Here is a 17,038-nt window from a genome sequence, read left to right on the forward strand (position 1 = left end):
GACACTAGCTTTCGCCAGAATCATTGCCGAAAAAAACCATCCAAACCCTCAAGAAAAGAGGACAGGACATACAAACTAATCCGTCGACTATGACACACTGTTGAGTTCTCAAACATCAGACGCACACCAGCCTCGCCCTGTTCGGGGTCCGGTACCGGTAGCTGGTGCACCATCTCGAGCACACCTACGTGCCAGGCTCTCGTCGGCCTCGATCGTGCTGGCCTTCGATCACCTGACGGTGAGAGAGTGGTGGCCGCTCGGGGGCCGGTGGCCCGACCTCTCGGTCTTGCCTCCCGCCGCTCCCTGGCGACAAAGAGAACATTAGGGGACTTCCGGGAGAACGCCAAATCGAATCGACGTGACGGGGACCACATCAGGCCGGGTCCGACGTTTCCGCAGGTCAGAGGCGGTTTGATCGTTCAAAGACCGACCAGGTCCCGCGTGTCGCGCACCCGACGAGCTCCCGCGAGGCGCATCGACTCGGTGGTCTGGGCCTCCAGCTCGGCCAGCATCCGACGCACACCGGGCTCGCCGTCGACGAGGGCGTACAGGGGCAGCCGGCCCAGGAAGACGGCGTCGGCCCCGAGGGCGAGCGCGGTGACGACGTCGAGCCCGTCGCGGACTCCCCCGTCGACGTAGACCTGGGCGCGATCCGCGACGGCGGCCCGGACGGCGGGCAGCACCGCGGCGGTGGTGGGCGTGCGGTCGAGCTGTCGGCCGCCGTGGTTGGACACCCACACGGCCGCCGCTCCCGCATCGACCACCCGGGCGGCGTCGTCGGGACGCAGCACCCCCTTGACCACGACGGGCAGTCCGGTGAGCGTGGCCAGCCGGTCGACGTCCCGGGCGCCGAGGTCGCGCGCCTTGTCGGACCCCGGCGCGGTGTCGTACCCGGGGTCGAAGTTCACGCGGAGCAGCGCGGGGTCGACGACGTCCCAGATGACGTCGGCCCCCGGCGAGCCGGGGTACTTGGTGCCGACGACGGGGGTGTCGGCCGTCAGCACCACGGCCGAGGCGCCGGCGTCCACCGCGCGGCGCAGCAGCGGGACGGCCAGCGAGCGGTCCGCGGGCAGGTAGCACTGCACCCACCACGCGACGCCGGTCGCGCCGATCTCGGCGAACGGCGTCCCGGCGTTGCTCGACACGACCAGCACCCCGTCGGACGCGGCGACCGCGCGGGCCATCGCGAGCTCGCCGTCGGGGTGGACGGCCCGCTGCAGGGTCGACGGGGCGACACCGACGGGCGTGCGGTGCCGCCGACCCAGGAGCTCGACAGAGGTGTCGACCTCGGTCACGTCGCACAGCACGTGCGGGTGCAGGACGACGTCACGCCACGCACTCACGGCCCGCGCCGCGGTGCGCCCGTCGCGCGCGCCCTGGGCGACGTACTCGAACAACGGCGGCGACAGGCGCGCGCGGGCCTGCTCCTCGAGACCGGCCACCCAGCGCGCGTCGGTCATGGCCTCAGCGGACCTCGACCCCGGCGAAGTTCTTCTTGCCGCGGCGCAGCACCAGCCAGGACCCGCCGAGCAGGTCCCCGTCGGTGATCGCCGCCTCGGCGTCGTCGACCCGGACGTTGTTGAGGTAGGCGCCGCCCTCGGTGACCGTGCGGCGGGCCTCGCTGCGGCTCTTGACCAGCCCGGTCGACACGAGGAGGTCGCCCACCGTCGGGAGCCCGTCGCCCCGCTCGACGGAGGTGACCCCCGCCTCCCGCAGCGCGGCCGCCAGGGTCGAGGGACTGAGCGAGGCCAGGTCTCCCCCGCCGAACAGGGCGCCCGCGGCGGCCTTGGCCTGCTCGGTCTCCCCCGCTCCGTGGACGAACGTCGTGACGGCGTCCGCGAGCCGCTTCTGCGCCTCTCGCAGGAACGGCTTCTCCGCGTGCCGGGCCTCGAGCGCCTCGATCTCCTCGCGGGTGAGGAAGGTGAAGACGCGCAGGAGCTCGCCGACCTTCTCGTCCTCGACGTTGAGCCAGAACTGGTGGAAGGCGTAGGGCGAGAGCATCTCGGGGTCGAGCCAGAGCGCGCCGCCCTCGGTCTTGCCGTACTTGGTGCCGTCGGCCTTCGTCATCAGCGGCGTCGCGAAGGCGTGCACCGCGTCGCCGGTCGTACGACGGACCAGCTCGGCGCCGGCGGTGAGGTTGCCCCACTGGTCGGAGCCGCCGAACTGGAGGTCGACGCCGTGCTCGCGGTGCAGGGTGAGGAAGTCGAGGGACTGCAGGAGCACGTAGCTGAACTCGGTGTAGCTGATGCCGGACTCGAGCCGGCGCTTCACGGTGTCGCGCGCCAGCATCCGGTTGACCGGGAAGTGCTTGCCGACGTCGCGGAGGAAGTCGATGACCGAGAGCCCGTCGGTCCAGTCGAGGTTGTTGACCATCGTGGCGGCGTTGTCGCCGGCGAACGACAGGAACGGCTCGAGCTGGCCCCGGACGCGGGCGGTCCACTCGCCGACGGTGTCGGCGGTGTTGAGCGTGCGCTCCCCGGAGTCGCGCGGGTCGCCGATCATGCCGGTGGCGCCGCCGACCAGGAGGTACGGCGTGTGGCCGGCGTCCTGGAGACGGCGCGCGGTCATCACCTGCACGAGGTGGCCCATGTGCAGGCTCGGTGCCGTCGGGTCGAAACCCACGTAGAACCGGACGCTCCGCTCACCGAAGGCCGCGCGCAGCGCGTCGGGGTCGGTCGAGTGGGCGACGAGACCGCGCCACTGCAGGTCGTCGAGGAGCATCGGGTCGACGGGCACGGAGGGCCTTTCCGGGGTTCACGGGTCGGACGGAGGAGTCGGGACAAGCCTGCCTCATGAGGGAGCGTGGCAGGTCATCCGGCTCGTCACAGTAGGTTTTGCCGTCAGGAGGAGAGACGAGACGTGATCGGCGACAGGTACTCGCTCGACCGGGAGATCGGTCGCGGCGGCATGGGAGCGGTCTGGCTGGGCCGCGACGAGCTCCTCGGGCGACCCGTGGCGATCAAGCGCGTCGGGGTGATGCCGGGCGGCTCGAGCCCCGACCTGATGCGCGCCGAGCGCGAGGCGCGGATCGCGGCGAGCCTCAACCACCCGAACATCGTCGGGATCTACGACCTCGCCCACGACGCGGACCAGCAGTACCTCGTGATGGAGTACGTCGAGGGCAGCACCCTCGCCGAGCTGGTGCGCGAGCGCGGCCCGCTGCCGGCGCGCGAGGCCGCGCGGCTCCTGAGCCAGGCGGCGTCCGCGCTCGCAGCGGCGCACGCGAGCCAGATCGTGCACCGCGACGTGAAGCCGTCGAACATCCTGGTCCGCTCCGACGGCGAGGTGAAGCTGTCCGACTTCGGCATCGCCCGGATGACGGCCGACCCGTCGCTCACCCAGACCGGTCTGGTGACCGGCTCCCCCGCCTACCTGGCGCCCGAGGTGGCCTCGGGCACGCAGGCCTCCCCCGCCAGTGACGTGTGGTCGCTGGGGGCGACGCTGTTCCACGCCCTGTCGGGCGCGCCGCCGTACGACGTCGGCGACAACGTCCTCGGGACGCTCTACCAGATCGTCAACGACCCGCCGCCGCGGCTGCCGAACCCCGGCGAGATGGCGCCCGTCCTGCTCGCGACGATGGCGCACGACCCCCAGCGCCGGTGGGCCATGGAGGACGTGGCACGCGTCCTGGAGCTCCTGGCGCACTCCGACTCGACCACCGCCGTCCTCCCGGCGCCCGACGCCACCGCGCTCCACCGCGCGATGCCGGAGGGAGGCACGCGGGCCCTGCGCTCGGCACCCGAGCCGGCGCCCGAGCCGGCGCACCAGCCGGCGCCGGCACCGCCCGAGGCGTCGGCACCGGCCCAGCCGGTCGCACCGCCCGTGGCCGCGCCGCCGGGGCGCCCGACGCGGCGCCGTCGTCCGGTCCTGCCGCTCCTGGTCGCCGCGCTCGTGGTGCTGCTGCTCGGCGTGATCGGGGTCCTGATCCTGACCGACGACCCCCAGGACGACGCCCCGCCGCCCGGCGTCGCCACCGCGTCGGACCCGCCCTCGACAGCGCCGTCCTCGGAGCCGACGAGCGCGACGTCGTCGCCGCCGACGGCGCCCTCCGAGGACGAGATCCGCACGTTCGTCCTCGGCTACCTCCAGACCGCCAGCAAGGACCCCGAGGCCGGATTCGCGATGCTGACACCGAAGTACCAGGCCGAGAGCCCCGACTACGACAGCTTCTGGGGAAGCGTCTCCAACCCGCGGGTCCAGGCGTTCAGCGCGGACCCGGAGACCCTGGTCGCCACCTACACCTACACCTACAACCAGCAGGGCGTCGGGAAGAAGACCGAGCAGGTCCGGCTCCAGCTCGTGCAGGACGACACGGGTGCGCTCCTCATCGACGGGGCGTCCTGAGGTGAGCGAGGAGCCGCTGTCCCCGACCCCGCCGATGGCGGGCCTGGACGTCGAGCGCCTCGACTCGCTGCGTGACCTCGACCCCGGCGACACCACGTACCTCGACCGGGCGATCGGCAACTTCCAGGTCAACTCCGTCGAGGCCGAGGCCGCGATCCGGGACGCCGTGCGGGCCGGGGACGTCGCGACGGTGAAGGCGCGCGCCCACAAGATCGCCGGCAGCGCGCTCAACCTCGGCGTCCCGCGGGCCGGCGAGGCCGCCCGGGCCATCGAGCTCGCCGCCGACTCCGGGAGCGTCGAGGACGCACCGCCGCTCCTCGAGGAGCTCGCGGGCGCGATGGCCGAGGGCCGCGCCCGGCTGCTCGCCTACCAGGCGACGTACGCCGGCTGAGCGCGACGCGACACCGCCGTCGGCCTGGGCCGCGGTGCTGGCTGTCACCGCCCGCCCTCCACCCCCGACCCCGGGGCGCGAGCACCCGACCCCGAACCTGGACAGCGGGACCACCATGACCGTCTCCACCTACCCCACCGGCTCCGTCGACCAGGCCGCCGCCGCCCTGGAGATCCCCGTCGCCGCCACCGAGGGACGCATCCACGTGGTGGGCTGACCGTTCGTGCGCTGGTCCCGCGGCACACGGCGAACCCCCCTGAGGCGCGTCCTGTACCGACCATGTCCGAGTCGGTCTCCGAGCTGATGTCACCTGGTTGCGGGATTCTCCGGACGCCGCGTCAACCGCGTTCACGTCTCGTTCCGTTCTTGATGGTGACCTGGCCTGACCGAGGAGGACCACATGGACCTACACGACCTGATCGATGACGTCATCGAGCACCCGACCCCGCTGCGCATCGAGGACCACCTGGCAGCCGGACGCGCCGCTGTACGCCGCCGACGCGCACCTGCGGTGCTGGGCCTCGGGGTGGCCGCGACCGCCGTGGTGCTGCTCGGCACAGCAGCGCCTTGGTCGCCGAGCGGCACCGCGCGAGAGGCCACCTCGCCTGCGGCCTCCGCGTCGGGCCCCTCCCCGAGTGCGGGCCCCGTGGCCTCGTCGCCGGTCGATCCAGTCGTGGAGTACCGCCCCGACGGAACGCTGGCCGTCGGTGACGACTGGCGGGTGACCGAGCGGATCGACGGCCCGGTCGACGTTCCGGTGCAGATCAACGGCGACCTGTGGGCCGTGCCCGACCGCTCCGTGGCACTCGAGCTGAGCGACGGAACCACGACCCAGTGGGCCCTGGCCTGGGCGTCGAACCGCGACGGGGGAAGCTCCAGGACACGCTCCGAACCTGCCGACTCGGGTCCTTCCTCGCTGAGCGCCTGGGCGGAGATCCAGGTGGCGTTGGAGTCCCGCAGCGCTACCCCGACGGTCGTCCAGGTGGGTGCTGACGGCGCGATGGTGGGCCTGAACGGCGTCCAGGTGCTCGGGCAACGGGCCACCCCGGAGCTCGACGGCGCGGGCCGGACCACCGCCGTGGCCGACGTGACGTTCCCTGGCGCTCCTCCGTCCGACGGGTGGGTCCTCCTGGTCCGCGACGGCGACACGGTCTCGACCTATCCGATCTGGGGCTACCCGTCAGTCGACTCAGTCGACAACGACGGTCCCGACACCATCGACGGGTTCGTCGCATGGGCGGCCCCCCGGGTCGCGGCAGGCGCGTTCCGTTGACGATCTGGACACGCCGCCAGCCGCGCGAGCTCAGCTTCGTCGAGTACGTCGAAGCGCGCCACGCCCACCTCTGGCGCCTCGCCTTCGCCCTGACCGGCACCCGCGAACGCGCCGATGACCTGCTGCAGGTTGCCCTCGAGAAGCTCTACGTCGCCTGGCCCCGCGTCCGCGACCTCGCGCACCCCGACGCCTACGCCCGCCAGGTCCTGGTACGCGCCAACGTCGACGAGTCACGACGACCGTGGCGGCGCGAGACCGTCTCGGCCACTGCCCCCGACACCCGCGTCACGCCCGACCCGACCGGCGCCGTGGACACCCGCAACGACCTGCTCTCGCTGCTGCAGGAGCTCGCGCCGATGCAGCGACGCTGCGTGGTGTTGCGCCACTGGCTCGACCTCTCCGTCGCGGAAACGGCGCTCGCGCTGAACATCAGCGAGGGCTCCGTCAAGACACACACGTCACGAGGTGTCGCCCACCTCCGCAGGATGATGGCGGTGACCGCCTCGAGCTGACCTGGCTTCCCCCACCCCGATGCCGGAGCCACCCGCCCAGACCGGACGGCCGGGGGTGTTCGACATGGTCTGCTCCGGCTCTGCCGGAACGACCGCAGCGGGTGCGTTGCGCCCGCGTTGATCCCAGTCCCGACGTCGCAGGTGGACTCGAAACGTCGGCTCTGCAGTTCACGTGCGTAGGGCGACAGGGACTTGAACCCTGGACCGAAGGATTATGAGTCCTCTGCTCTGACCGACTGAGCTACCGCCCCGTGATTCGTGTTTCCGCAGGTCAGAGGCCACTTCCGACGCTCGCGAGCGGGACACTTCTCAGGGGCTCGACCCTACCGTGCCGCATCTGTGCCGCACGAGCCGCGACCGCGACCTCTCCGAGGCGGTCGACGTAGGTGTGCGCGTCGCCCGGGTACAGGTGGCCGTAGCGGTCGAGCGTGATCGCCACCGACGCGTGACCGAGCATCGTCGAGAGCACCTTCGGTGGCGTGCCGTGCTTGATGTGGAGCGACGCGCACGTGTGCCGTAGGTCGTGCGGGCGGACCAGGTCGCCGCGGACCTGCGTCGCCAACCCGGACAGCCGCACGGCCGGATCGAAGACGCGGCCGCGCCAGTTCCCGAGTCGTAGCGGTCCGCCCTCCGACGCCGTGAACAGCCGATCCTCAGGACCCTTCCCGCCCATGAGCGGCGCGAGCTCGTCGACGAGCCACGCAGGCACCGGGACCGTGCGGACCGAACCCTCGGTCTTCGGCGGTCCCTCGACGAGCCGGCCGCCGAGCTCCGAGAGCGTCGCCGCCACTCGGAGCTCGCGACGCAGCACGTCGAAAGACCGCACGCGGAGCGCAGCGAGCTCGCCGAACCGGAGCCCGCACCACGCGAGCGCGAGCACGCTCAGACGGTGGTCGCCAGCAGCGTCCGCGAGCGCCCACACCTGCCGCTCGTCGAGAGCCCGGATCTCCTCGCGTGTCGACCGGCTCGGCAGGCTCGGCAGCTCGACGCCGCGCGCCGGGTTGCTCGGGATCCGCCGCGCCTTCACGGCCAGCTCGAGCACCTGCGAGAGCACGACCCACGCCTGCCGAGTCCGCGACGCAGAGAGTCCCGAGGCGTGGAGCCCCGTCACCCACGCCGCGACCTCCTCGTGACGCACCCCGGAGAGCGAGACACTTCCCCACGTCGGCAGGACGTGAGTCCGCAGGAGCGCGTCGTACGTCGCCCGCGTCGACTCCCGGAGCTTGACCTTCCCGCGCAGCCACTCCGCGGCGTACGCCTCGACCGTCGTGCGGCCGAGGGCCGGGTCGGTCCAGTCTCCGCGGTCGACGCGCGCGGTCTGAGCGCGTCCCCACCGATCGGCGTCGACCTTCCGATCGAAGATCCTCGTTCGCTCGCGACGATCCGGGCCGCGGTAGCGCGCTCGCCACCGTCCGTCCGGGATCTTCGCGACGTTGTATGTCGCCACGTCGTGTCCTCCTCCTGTGGGGCCGTCGCGGTCAGTCGCGACGGTCGTCTGATGTGTCCGGCGAGGGCCCCGACGTCGGTCCCTCGACCCAGCTCGAGCGGCGCTCGCTCGTCCTAGGGATGAGCCCCGCTCGACGCGCCTCCGCGATCCACTTCCGGACGCGCACGCGGCTGCCGTCGCCGCTTGACCCGTACACGTCCCGCTCAGTCAGCAACTCCGCCGTGCGCGCGGCCGCGCGTCGCGGCTGCTCGAGGACGGCGACACGGTAGGCATCTGCGACGAGCGCGAGGAAGTCGTCCCGACTGCCGTAGGGGCTCCGCTCGGCGGAGCGACGACGTCTGTTCTCGCGATGAGCCTCGAGGAGCTGCGAGCCGCGCTCGGTCATCAGGATCGTCCCGCCCGCCGAGTCCTCGTCGTCGATGACGATGCTTCGGACCCCGCTCGCCAACAGGCGGGCCCTCGACGAGTCGATCATGCGACCCATCGGAAGCTGACCGAACAGTTTGCGGGTCACTGCGGCGAGCTCGGGCGGGTCGCTGGCGGCCGCCGGCGCTCCCTCGAGCCGATAGTCCCCGTCTTCACCCACCTGCTCGGCGTCGTCGTACGCGGCGATCGTGACGCCGACCGGGCGGAGGCTCGGGTCGGTCTGCCACATGACCGTGACCTCCCACCTATCCCCGTTCGGATCGGTCCATCGCACCGGCGGGGCCACTACTCCCGGACCGACCACCCGATCGACCTGTGACCCGTCCTCGTTTCTCATGCTCACAGTACAACACTTGTCAGCCTGTACCCGCAACAGACAACGTTGGTAGCGACCGATCCCAAGAGAACCGGAGACCACCGACATGACCGATCGAGAGTTCCTCAGCACGGAGGAGCTGGCAGACCTGCTCGGCGTCCCGGTCGCCACCTGCCGATGGTGGCGACACAACGGCACGGGCCCGCGCGGCTTCCGCGTCGGTCGCGCCGTCCGGTACCGCCGGACCGACGTCGACCGGTGGATCGAGGAGCGCGAGCGCGAGGAGCGGCTGAGCGCCTCGAGCGCGACGTGATGCGGCACAAGTGCGGCACGCGCCGGCCGTCGATCGGCGCTCGTCGAGTTGCGCGTGCCGCTGACCTGCGCCGATGCCGCTCGTCGTGCGCGGCCGCGGCGACGTGACCGCAGGACGACCGATCCCCTCTTCCCCGCAACAGACAGGAAACCCTCGTGAGGACCGATGTCCTACGTGTCGACGGTGGCCGGCCCGCCGTCGCTCTCGTGGCCGCTCTGCCCGCGAGCTGGACGACTGAGGCCGATCGGCTCGTGCTGCTCGCCCTTGCCTGCGACTCATTCGACGGGCAGACCTCCGCACCCGGAGCGGACAACCTGGCCGCCTGGACCGGACTCCACCGCGGCACCGTCTACGACGTCGTGCGTCGCCTGCAGTCACCAACGAGCATCCGGCCAGCGCTCGTCGCAGTCGCAGACACCCGACGCGGTCGAAGGCGCACCCGCTACCGACTCACCCTCCCGGACGTCGAACCGTCCAGTGAGGCCGACAGTTGCGAACCGTCCGGCCAGCACGACGGTTCGGCGGGTGCAGCCGTCGGCCAACCGTCGGGTGACCGTCCGCTCAGCCCGACGGTTGAGCACCCTCAACCGTCGGCCAACCGTCCGGAGAGCACGGACACTCCCTCTCCCTCAGACTCCCCTTCCCCCACCACCGACGTCGACCCCGTCAAGCTCGCGAGCGGCGAGCTCGTGGTGGTCGTGGTGGAGGCGATCCCCGACAACCTGAGACCCGACCACGGTCGCCTGTCGTCGCTCTGCCAGCGCCTCGCCGACGATGGGTGGACGCCCGACGAGCTCCGCTTGTGGGTCAAGCGGCAGAGTTGGTCCGGTGCTGGCGGTCCTGGCCTGGTCGTGCACCGGCTCGGCGGTCTGCAACCCACCGACCGTCAGCCCTCGCCCACCCGTCCGCACCGACCGAGCGCCCGACCGACCTGCCCGAACGGCTACCCGATCGGCGTCGACGAGACGTGCTGCCCCGACCCAAGCAGCCACGCGGAGGCGTCGTGACCTGGCCGCCGGTGTCGTCGGAGGACACCCGCGAGCAGCGGGCGGCCGAGGCCGAGGAGAGCGCCGCTCTCGACGCCCGACCTCGCCACGGCCGTGACTGCGTCGACGGGTGGCTCGGCGACGACGAGCACGACCGGCCGATCCCCTGCCTTGAGTGCCGCCCCCACCTGGCCCGCCGGCGTAGGGACGTGAGCACGTGAGGACCACTCGTTCTCGCGAGATCGGCATGACCGTCGTACGCCACGCCCTCGGCGTGAAACTCGCTCTCGAGCTCGACCGGCCCGACGTCGCCGCGACGGAGCTAGACGCGCTCCTCGAGGCCCTCGTCGTCGTCGAGCAGATCACCCCACCCAGCACCAGAAAGGCCCACCGATGAGCGCACCTCTGTCCCCGCGAACCGAGGCGATCCTCGACACCTTGCAGCGACTCGGCCCGTCCGACGCCGCCACGATCGCCAACCTCCTCGACCTCGACCCACCCGACCCACGATGGACGTCCCTCACGACCGTGGACCGGACCAGCACCGTCCGCCGCTACCTCGGCCGACTCGTCGATGCCGGGGAGGTCTGCCGGCTGGAGGAAGGGACCTACGTCGCCGTCCGGCACACCACCGCCGCACCCTCGACGACCCCCACCAGGAAGACGCGAGATCCCGCTCCGCCTGCATTCGATCCGCAGACGTCGACGTCACACGAGGCAGGACACAACCCGCCCGCCGATCCCCAGCAGCCGACCCCGCATGCACCCGACCAGCACGAGACCAAGACGACGAGCCCGGAGCCCAACTCCGAGGAAGGACAACCCACCATGACCGAGACGACCACACCCGAGGCGACGACCCTCGACGAGACGCCCGCCGAGGCACGACCGGCCGAGCCGGCGCGCACGGCGCGCGCGCTCCTCGACGAGTGCCCGCACGCCCCGTGGCCGGCCGAGACCTACGACCGCGTTGACGTCGTCGTGCGACTCCACGCCCGCCGGGTCGAGCTGACCCGCGAGCGCGACGAAGCTCTTGTCGCGGCGAACGCCGCGGAGGCGGCCGAGGCCGAGGCGATCGTCGACGGTGGCGACCCGGCCGCTCACGCCGCGGACGCGTCCCGCCACCGCGAGAGCGTCGCCACTCGCAACCGGGCACTCTCGAGCCTCGAGGTGCGCCTTCGTGCGGCCGCCTTGCACGTGCTCGACGCGCAGGAGAGCGAGCTCCTCGAGCGCGCCCACGCCGACCGCCGGGCGGTCAAGGAGCACCGAGACGAGCTTCGTAGACGGCTCGAGGAGCTCGCAGCATTCGACGGTGACCACTGGACCGACGTCGAGCTCGCCGTCCCGCGCTTCACCCAGCTCGGACGGGCCGCCCAGCTCGAGCGATGGGCCGAGAGCAGCGCCGACCTCGTCGCCGCCGTGCGTGCAGTGCTGGACGACATTCCGCTCGGCTTTCCCGGAGAGCGTGGCGCGGTGAGGTCCGGGCGGCTCGCGACCCTGACCGGCGTGGACGGTGTCCCGCCGCTCGTCGACGTCGAGACCCTGCGTGGCGAGGACGCGCTCGGGATCGACGGTGCGGGGCCCCTGCTCAACGAGCTGGCCGCCGAGCTCGCAGAGACCCCGATCCGCTGACTCCGATCCCCGGTCGGCGTTTTGGTGATCCGCCCGCCGGGGTGTCAGCCGATCGGCCGCCGCGGATTGGAGCCCCGCGGCGAGAGGTCCCCGACGTGTACGCGCGGCATGCGTCGGGGACCTCGTCGCGTTCCCTTACGGGTACGGTCGCCCCGCGTTGTGTCCCTACCGCTGGATCGTCCATCACCGCTCGTGGAGTGGTCGTTGGCGCACCGTGGGCCCGAACGCCTGTCGGGGGTCCGCCGGCGCGCGGCCGGCCTGTCCTGACCTTTAGGTTTGGCACCGTGACGAGAGAGAAGAGCCGTGACGGGGAGGTCACACTCCGCGCCAGCAGCTTCGAGACCCTGGCCGCCGACCACCCCCTCGCGTTCCCCGTGCCGTACGGACAAATGGTCAGCCCCTCGACGGTCTTTGAGGGCGTGTGGCATTACCTGCAATATGTGTTCGACTTCCACAACCCCGCCGACTTCGTGCCGATCCCGGCCGGCGTCCTCACGGACGATGACCGGCGGACCCTCGAGCGCTACCTGCGATGCTCGCGCGGCCTCGCGGACGGCCAATTCCTGCGACACCCGCTCAAGCTGGAGGTGTCGTTCGGCGGAGGCCGCGAGGGTACGGAGGTCGTCGGACAGGACTTCCCACACGCCGAGAACATCCGCGGTTTCTCAGTGCTGTTTCGCCAACTCAACGAGAACGGCGAGGGAGCGTCGTTCCACCGTGCGCAGACCATTCTCCGCCAAGCAGCCCAGCGGGCCGACGACGACCACACCGACTTGCGAATCGAGCGGATCACCGAGTGGGCTAGGGCGGTCGGCAGGCTACGCGCGTTCCAACTTCACGTGCTCGTGGGGCAGCGCCTGGTAAGGGAGGGTCGCTACCGACACGAGGGCCCATTCCCCGGGGAGGAAATGAGCCCGGCATTCCTCATCAGCCGCTACAACTACGGTGAAGACATCCACTGGGGCAAGCATCGAGACGAGGTTGACGCCCTCAGCCACGATCCGTTCATGGCATCGTGGACCCGCATGCTGTTCTTCGACGCCGTCGCAGGGCTCGCACACACGTTCCTAGGGTTCAGCCTCCTCGTCCGACGCTCGCTCGAGGGGTAGCAACGTCGACCCTGACCGGCGTCGCGGGAGTCCCGCCGCTCGTCGACGTCGGGACCCTGCGCCGCGAGGAGGCCCTCTCGGTCGACGCGGGCCCGCTGACGCGTGCCGCATTCGTGCCGCATCCATGCCGCACGAGACCCGTAAACAGCCGTATCTGACCAGCAACGATCAACAGGACAGAACGCCCGCTGACCCACGACGTTTGCGCAGGTCAGCGGGCATTTCCGCAGGTCGGCGCGCGAATGAAGCCCGCTCCTCGATCGGCCGAGTGAGGGGCTTATGAGTCCTCTGCTCTGACCGACTGAGCTACCGCCCCATGATTCGTGTTTCCGCAGGTCAGAGGCCACTTCCGACATCCGCTGACGAGACACTTCTCAGGGCCCCGACCCTACCGCGCCGCCGCCGCTGTGCCGCACGAGCCGCGACCACGATCTCGCTGACCGGGCGGAGCGACTCCGAGCACCGGTGGCGGCCTCGGCTCAGCTCGAGCACGCCACCCAGCCGTCGGGCCACCAGCCGTCGTCGCGCAGGCTGACCGAGAAGGTGCGCGACACCTCCCCACCCGAGGTCGTCTCGTGGACCAGCGTCGACCCTCCTCGTTGCTCGACCACCGTGACGCCGCGGGCGAACGGCGCGACCGCTCGCTCGGGCGTGCGTCGTCCGGGTCCCAGGACATCGAGGTCCGTGCCCCGCTGCTCGGTCCTCGGGCACGGGAGTCCTCGTGGTGCAGCAGCCGCCGCCGCGGCCGGGGCCCGATCGAGGGCGGCGTCGTGCTCCCGTCAGGTGTCGGCGCCGGGCCCGGGTCGTCACCGCACGCCCCCAGGGACACGACGACGACGCAGGCAGCGATCCGGACGGTCATCACCTCAGCATGGACGGGGTCCGGACCGGTGGGGTTCCGCCCGGCCCCGTCGAGCGCCGGCGGGTGCGGACCTCGGTGTCCGTCACCGTCCCTGCCGAGCAGCGACGCTGCGCGCCTGACCTTCGTGGATGTCGTTCACCCACTCCCAACCCGGCTCGGCACCGGATCCTAGGCGCGGGTCGTCCGGGGTCCGGCCGTCGCGCAGCGCGTGCAGGTAGGCACGGTCCAGCTCGATCCGGGCCAGCACCTGGTCGTCCCGGCCGACGGACCCGTGGCCGGGGACGACGACGTCGACGTGCTCGGCGGCGTCCTGCAGCGTCCGCAGCCCGACGAGGTACTCCTCGACCGGGTCGTTGGACCCGTCGAAGCCGTCGAGCATCGGCACGAACACGTCGGAGAGCATGTCGCCGGCGATGAGCACCCCGCTGTCCTCGACGACCAGAGCAGCGTGCCCCGGCGAGTGCGCCGGGTGCTCGACGACGCGAACGCGCGGGCCGTCCCACGCGATCTCGGTGCAGCCCGCCGGCAGACCCGTGACGAGGCCGTAGAGGTGCAGCGGCACGTCGTCGGCGATCTCCGGTGGCAGCACCTCCATGGCGCGGGCCTCCCAGTCCTCCCGCAGCAGCACCTCCCGGGCGACCGCCGCACAGCGGAACGTGCCGTAGCGGGGCACGTCGCCGAAGGACTCGTGCCAGAGCACGTGGTCCCAGTCCGGGTGGGTGGCGAAGCCCGCCACCACGCGGCGGTCCGTGGCCTGCAGGTCACTCGCGAGGCATCGCATCTCGGCACTCGTGATCCCGGGGTCGACCAGCAGCACCCCGTCTCGGCCCTCGACGACGACGGTGTTGTTGCGCAGCAGCTCGCTCTGGTGGACCAGCACGCCCTCCGCGACCTCGGTCAACACGGGCGCGGCACACTTCTCGAGTCGGTTCCGATCACGACAGCCAGACCGACCGGCTCCCCCGGAATCATCGGTGCGCCGGCGGGTGCGGACACCGGGTCGTGCGGGGGCGGTCAGTCGGACGCGGCGGCGTCGTCCGTGACGTCGTCCGAGACGGGGTTGTAGGCACAGACGTCGACGGGGTCCTCGGCGCGCTTCACCTTGGGGGCGCCGGCGGGGCGCGGCGGCGGGTTCAACGCGTTGGCGACGGTCTCGCGCACGTAGTCGTAGTCGGGGTCCGCCGAGCTGAACTGGTCGGAGGACCTGAAGACGACCGAACGGATCTTGCCCTCCTTGACCTTGAGCAGCAGCTCCACGAAGTCGGCGGCGATCCTGCGGGGGATGTCGGTGAGGACGATCTCCTTGCCTGCCTTCACGATGTCGATGTAGCGGGTCACGATCGTGGTGGGATCGGCCGCCTCGATGATCGCGTCGATCGTGCACCGCTGGCGGTCCATCCGCGCGTAGTCGTCGGAGCCGTACCGGCCGCGCGCGAACCACAGCGCGTCGAAGCCGTCGAGGTGCTGGTCGGGGCCGGGATCGAGGTAGTCCGTCGGCGGGATGCCGGCGTCGGTGTTGCCGTTGATCGCGACCGGCTCGTTGATGTTGACGGTGATGCCGCCGATCGCGTCGACGATCGTCTGGAAGCCCTTGAGGTTGACCATCACGTAGTAGTTGACCGGGATCCCGAGGCTCCCCTCGACGGCCAGCTTGACGGCGTCCGCGCCCTCGTTGTCACTGTCGCCGAGGACGCCGGGGTGGGCGGCCGGCACCTGGCCGTAGATCGCGTTGAGCATGTCGAAGCCGGGATCACCGAGACCGGTCTGGTAGCCGTCGGGATAGAGGTCGTGGAGCGGCGAGTCCTCGGGGAACTCGGCGTACATCATGTTGCGCGGCAGGCTGAACATGACCGTCCGGCCGGTCTTGGTGTCGATGCTGACGAGGATCACCGTGTCGGTCCGGACGCCGGTGCGGTCGTCGCCGCCGTCGCCGCCGAGGAGCAGCACGTTGACGTAGTCCTGCCCGGCCCACGGGTTGTCGTCGGAGACGTTGTCGGGCGTGGTGCCGCTCCTGACGTCGTCGGGGAAGACGTCCTCGACGCCGTCGGCGGTGACCAGTGCGTACTGCGCGGCGCGCAGCACGGGGGCCGCGCCCACCAGCACCAGGACCAGCACCATGACGTGGCCGATGACCGTGTGTGCCCGGGACCGTTCCCGGGGGCGCACCAGCCGGTACGAGGTGTAGACGATGAACGCCCAGACGAGGAGCACCGCACCGAGCCCGGCCGCCGCCACCCGGACCAGCATCGGGTCGAAGGCGAGGTGCAGGGCGGCGGTGAGGCCGCGACCGAAGTACCAGACGAGGACGCCGATGCTCACCAGCCACGCCCCGAGCACGAGCGCACCGAGGAAGCGGCGCCCCGCGAACAGGTAGCCGGAACCGGGCACGAACGCGCCGAGCGCCGTGAGGCCGACGGTGCCGGCGAGGCCGTCGGCCCGACGGCGTTCGCGGTGGGCCCGTCGCGCGCCGCCGGCGGGCCGCGCGCGCACCGGACGGCGGGACGACCGCGAGGCGCGCCGGCTCCCGCCGGGCCGCGGCGGGGTCGTCTCGTCGAGCACCTCGTGCGACATGTCGTCCTCGGGCCGGGGGCAGGGTGGAGTGCCGGGAGGACCGGCGCGAGGAAAATAACACCGCACCCCTGAGCGTGGTGTCATCCTGGCGGGCATGGACCCCGAGCCGCTCGAGCCGCTGGACGAGACCTGGGACCGCGCGCTGTGCGTCGTCGCCCATCCCGACGACATGGAGTTCGGCGCCGCCGCCGCGGTGGCCCGCTGGACCGGGCAGGGCAAGAGCGTCGGGTACTGCATGGTGACCAGCGGCGAGGCCGGCATCGACGCGCTCGCGCCCCAGGAGTGCCGCACGGTGCGCGAGGCCGAGCAGGTGGAGTCGGCCCGCATCGTCGGCGTCGACCACGTCGAGTTCCTCGGGCTGCCCGACGGCGTCCTCGAGTACGGCGTCCCGCTGCGGGCCGCGATCGCGCGGTCGGTCCGGGCGTTCCGACCCGACATCGTGGTCACCGGCAACTTCCGCGACACCTGGGGCGGCCGCAACCTCAACCAGGCCGACCACATCGCCGTCGGCCGGGCCGTGCTCGACGCCGTGCGCGACGCCGGCAACCGCTGGGTCTTCGCCGACCAGCTCGGCGGCCCGGCGGACGCCGACGGGTTGGAGCCGTGGGGTGGCGTCCGCGAGGTGTGGGCGTTCGGCTCGCCGCAGTCGACGCACGGCGTCGACACCACCGACACCTTCGACGCCGGCGTGGCCTCGCTCGAGGCACACGGCGCCTACATCGACGGACTGGGGTGGGAGCACTTCGACGCCCGCGAGTTCCTCGAGGGCATGGGACGCCAGAGCGGGCAGCGGCTCGGCGTGGGCTTCGGGGCGCCGTTCGAGGTGTTCCCGATGGGCTGGGGCGAGTAGGCCACG

The 17,038-nt window shown here is 71.6% G+C and carries 16 protein-coding genes and 1 tRNA gene; 10 read left to right on the forward strand and 7 right to left on the reverse strand.

All coding sequences use genetic code 11. The annotated features are described in order from the left end of the window. Positions 1 to 419 precede the first annotated feature (419 nt). Together E4623_RS21210 and tyrS are read right to left on the reverse strand one after the other, a co-directional pair. Positions 420 to 1,460 carry an alpha-hydroxy acid oxidase gene (locus E4623_RS21210; protein ID WP_134768582.1) on the reverse strand — a complete coding sequence of 347 codons (1,041 nt, stop codon included), beginning with the start codon at positions 1,458 to 1,460 and terminating at the stop codon, positions 420 to 422. Between the two features lie 4 nt (positions 1,461 to 1,464). Beyond that, positions 1,465 to 2,736: a tyrosine--tRNA ligase gene (tyrS, locus tag E4623_RS21215; RefSeq protein WP_280633689.1), complete on the reverse strand. Its 1,272-nt coding sequence runs from the start codon at positions 2,734 to 2,736 to the stop codon at positions 1,465 to 1,467. Positions 2,737 to 2,859: 123 nt separating this feature from the next. Between tyrS and E4623_RS21220 the strand changes: the two genes are divergently transcribed. The 4 genes from E4623_RS21220 (at position 2,860) to E4623_RS21235 (ending at position 6,520) form a co-directional block, all read left to right on the forward strand. After that, positions 2,860 to 4,344, forward strand: coding sequence for a serine/threonine-protein kinase (locus E4623_RS21220; protein WP_134768583.1), 1,485 nt, complete (start codon positions 2,860 to 2,862; stop codon positions 4,342 to 4,344). Position 4,345: 1 nt separating this feature from the next. Continuing rightward, positions 4,346 to 4,735 carry an Hpt domain-containing protein gene (locus tag E4623_RS21225; protein WP_134768584.1) on the forward strand — a complete coding sequence of 130 codons (390 nt, stop codon included), beginning with the start codon at positions 4,346 to 4,348 and terminating at the stop codon, positions 4,733 to 4,735. Positions 4,736 to 5,135: 400 nt separating this feature from the next. Next, the gene (locus E4623_RS21230) at positions 5,136 to 6,008 is read left to right on the forward strand and encodes a hypothetical protein (RefSeq protein WP_134768585.1); all 873 of its coding nucleotides are present in this window, start codon (positions 5,136 to 5,138) and stop codon (positions 6,006 to 6,008) included. Beyond that, positions 6,005 to 6,520: a SigE family RNA polymerase sigma factor gene (locus E4623_RS21235; RefSeq protein WP_245155207.1), complete on the forward strand. Its 516-nt coding sequence runs from the start codon at positions 6,005 to 6,007 to the stop codon at positions 6,518 to 6,520. Before E4623_RS21230 ends, E4623_RS21235 begins: the two co-directional genes overlap by 4 nt. Before the next feature lie 177 nt (positions 6,521 to 6,697). Here the strand turns inward: E4623_RS21235 and E4623_RS21240 are convergent. The 3 genes from E4623_RS21240 to E4623_RS22835 all read right to left on the reverse strand — a co-directional run bounded on the left by E4623_RS21240 (position 6,698) and on the right by E4623_RS22835 (position 8,730). Continuing rightward, positions 6,698 to 6,771: transfer RNA gene (locus E4623_RS21240), tRNA-Ile, on the reverse strand. Positions 6,772 to 6,791: 20 nt separating this feature from the next. Then, entirely contained in the window at positions 6,792 to 7,967 is a 1,176-nt protein-coding gene (locus E4623_RS21245; protein WP_167736794.1) for a site-specific integrase, read from the reverse strand. Between the two features lie 31 nt (positions 7,968 to 7,998). Then, positions 7,999 to 8,730 (reverse strand): hypothetical protein, encoded by a 732-nt coding sequence (locus tag E4623_RS22835; protein ID WP_167736795.1) that lies wholly within the window; start codon positions 8,728 to 8,730, stop codon positions 7,999 to 8,001. An 85-nt stretch (positions 8,731 to 8,815) separates the two neighbouring features. Here E4623_RS22835 and E4623_RS21250 point away from each other — a divergent pair, with 85 nt between their 5' ends. The 5 genes from E4623_RS21250 to E4623_RS21265 all read left to right on the forward strand — a co-directional run bounded on the left by E4623_RS21250 (position 8,816) and on the right by E4623_RS21265 (position 12,749). Continuing rightward, complete coding sequence (locus E4623_RS21250) at positions 8,816 to 9,022, forward strand: helix-turn-helix domain-containing protein (RefSeq protein WP_134768588.1); 207 nt, start codon at positions 8,816 to 8,818, stop codon at positions 9,020 to 9,022. Positions 9,023 to 9,177: 155 nt separating this feature from the next. After that, entirely contained in the window at positions 9,178 to 10,029 is an 852-nt protein-coding gene (locus tag E4623_RS21255) for a hypothetical protein (protein ID WP_134768589.1), read from the forward strand. Positions 10,030 to 10,255: 226 nt separating this feature from the next. After that, positions 10,256 to 10,405, forward strand: a complete 150-nt coding sequence (locus E4623_RS22840) for a hypothetical protein (RefSeq protein ID WP_167736796.1) — start codon at positions 10,256 to 10,258, stop codon at positions 10,403 to 10,405. Continuing rightward, the gene (locus E4623_RS21260; RefSeq protein ID WP_134768590.1) at positions 10,402 to 11,640 is read left to right on the forward strand and encodes a hypothetical protein; all 1,239 of its coding nucleotides are present in this window, start codon (positions 10,402 to 10,404) and stop codon (positions 11,638 to 11,640) included. Before E4623_RS22840 ends, E4623_RS21260 begins: the two co-directional genes overlap by 4 nt. Positions 11,641 to 11,924: 284 nt before the next feature. Then, the gene (locus tag E4623_RS21265) at positions 11,925 to 12,749 is read left to right on the forward strand and encodes a hypothetical protein (RefSeq protein ID WP_134768591.1); all 825 of its coding nucleotides are present in this window, start codon (positions 11,925 to 11,927) and stop codon (positions 12,747 to 12,749) included. Positions 12,750 to 13,693: 944 nt separating this feature from the next. Here the strand turns inward: E4623_RS21265 and E4623_RS21270 are convergent. Both E4623_RS21270 and E4623_RS23410 read right to left on the reverse strand, forming a co-directional pair. Further along, positions 13,694 to 14,515 carry an MBL fold metallo-hydrolase gene (locus E4623_RS21270; protein WP_134768592.1) on the reverse strand — a complete coding sequence of 274 codons (822 nt, stop codon included), beginning with the start codon at positions 14,513 to 14,515 and terminating at the stop codon, positions 13,694 to 13,696. Positions 14,516 to 14,625: 110 nt separating this feature from the next. Next, entirely contained in the window at positions 14,626 to 16,182 is a 1,557-nt protein-coding gene (locus tag E4623_RS23410; RefSeq protein ID WP_134768593.1) for an LCP family protein, read from the reverse strand. A 94-nt stretch (positions 16,183 to 16,276) separates the two neighbouring features. On the opposite strand from E4623_RS23410, the gene E4623_RS21280 reads away from it, so the two are divergent. Further along, positions 16,277 to 17,032 (forward strand): PIG-L deacetylase family protein, encoded by a 756-nt coding sequence (locus E4623_RS21280; RefSeq protein WP_134768594.1) that lies wholly within the window; start codon positions 16,277 to 16,279, stop codon positions 17,030 to 17,032. The last annotated feature ends 6 nt before the right edge of the window (positions 17,033 to 17,038 follow it).

This window comes from Nocardioides sp. 1609 (assembly GCF_004522105.1).
Taxonomy (GTDB): domain Bacteria; phylum Actinomycetota; class Actinomycetes; order Propionibacteriales; family Nocardioidaceae; genus Nocardioides.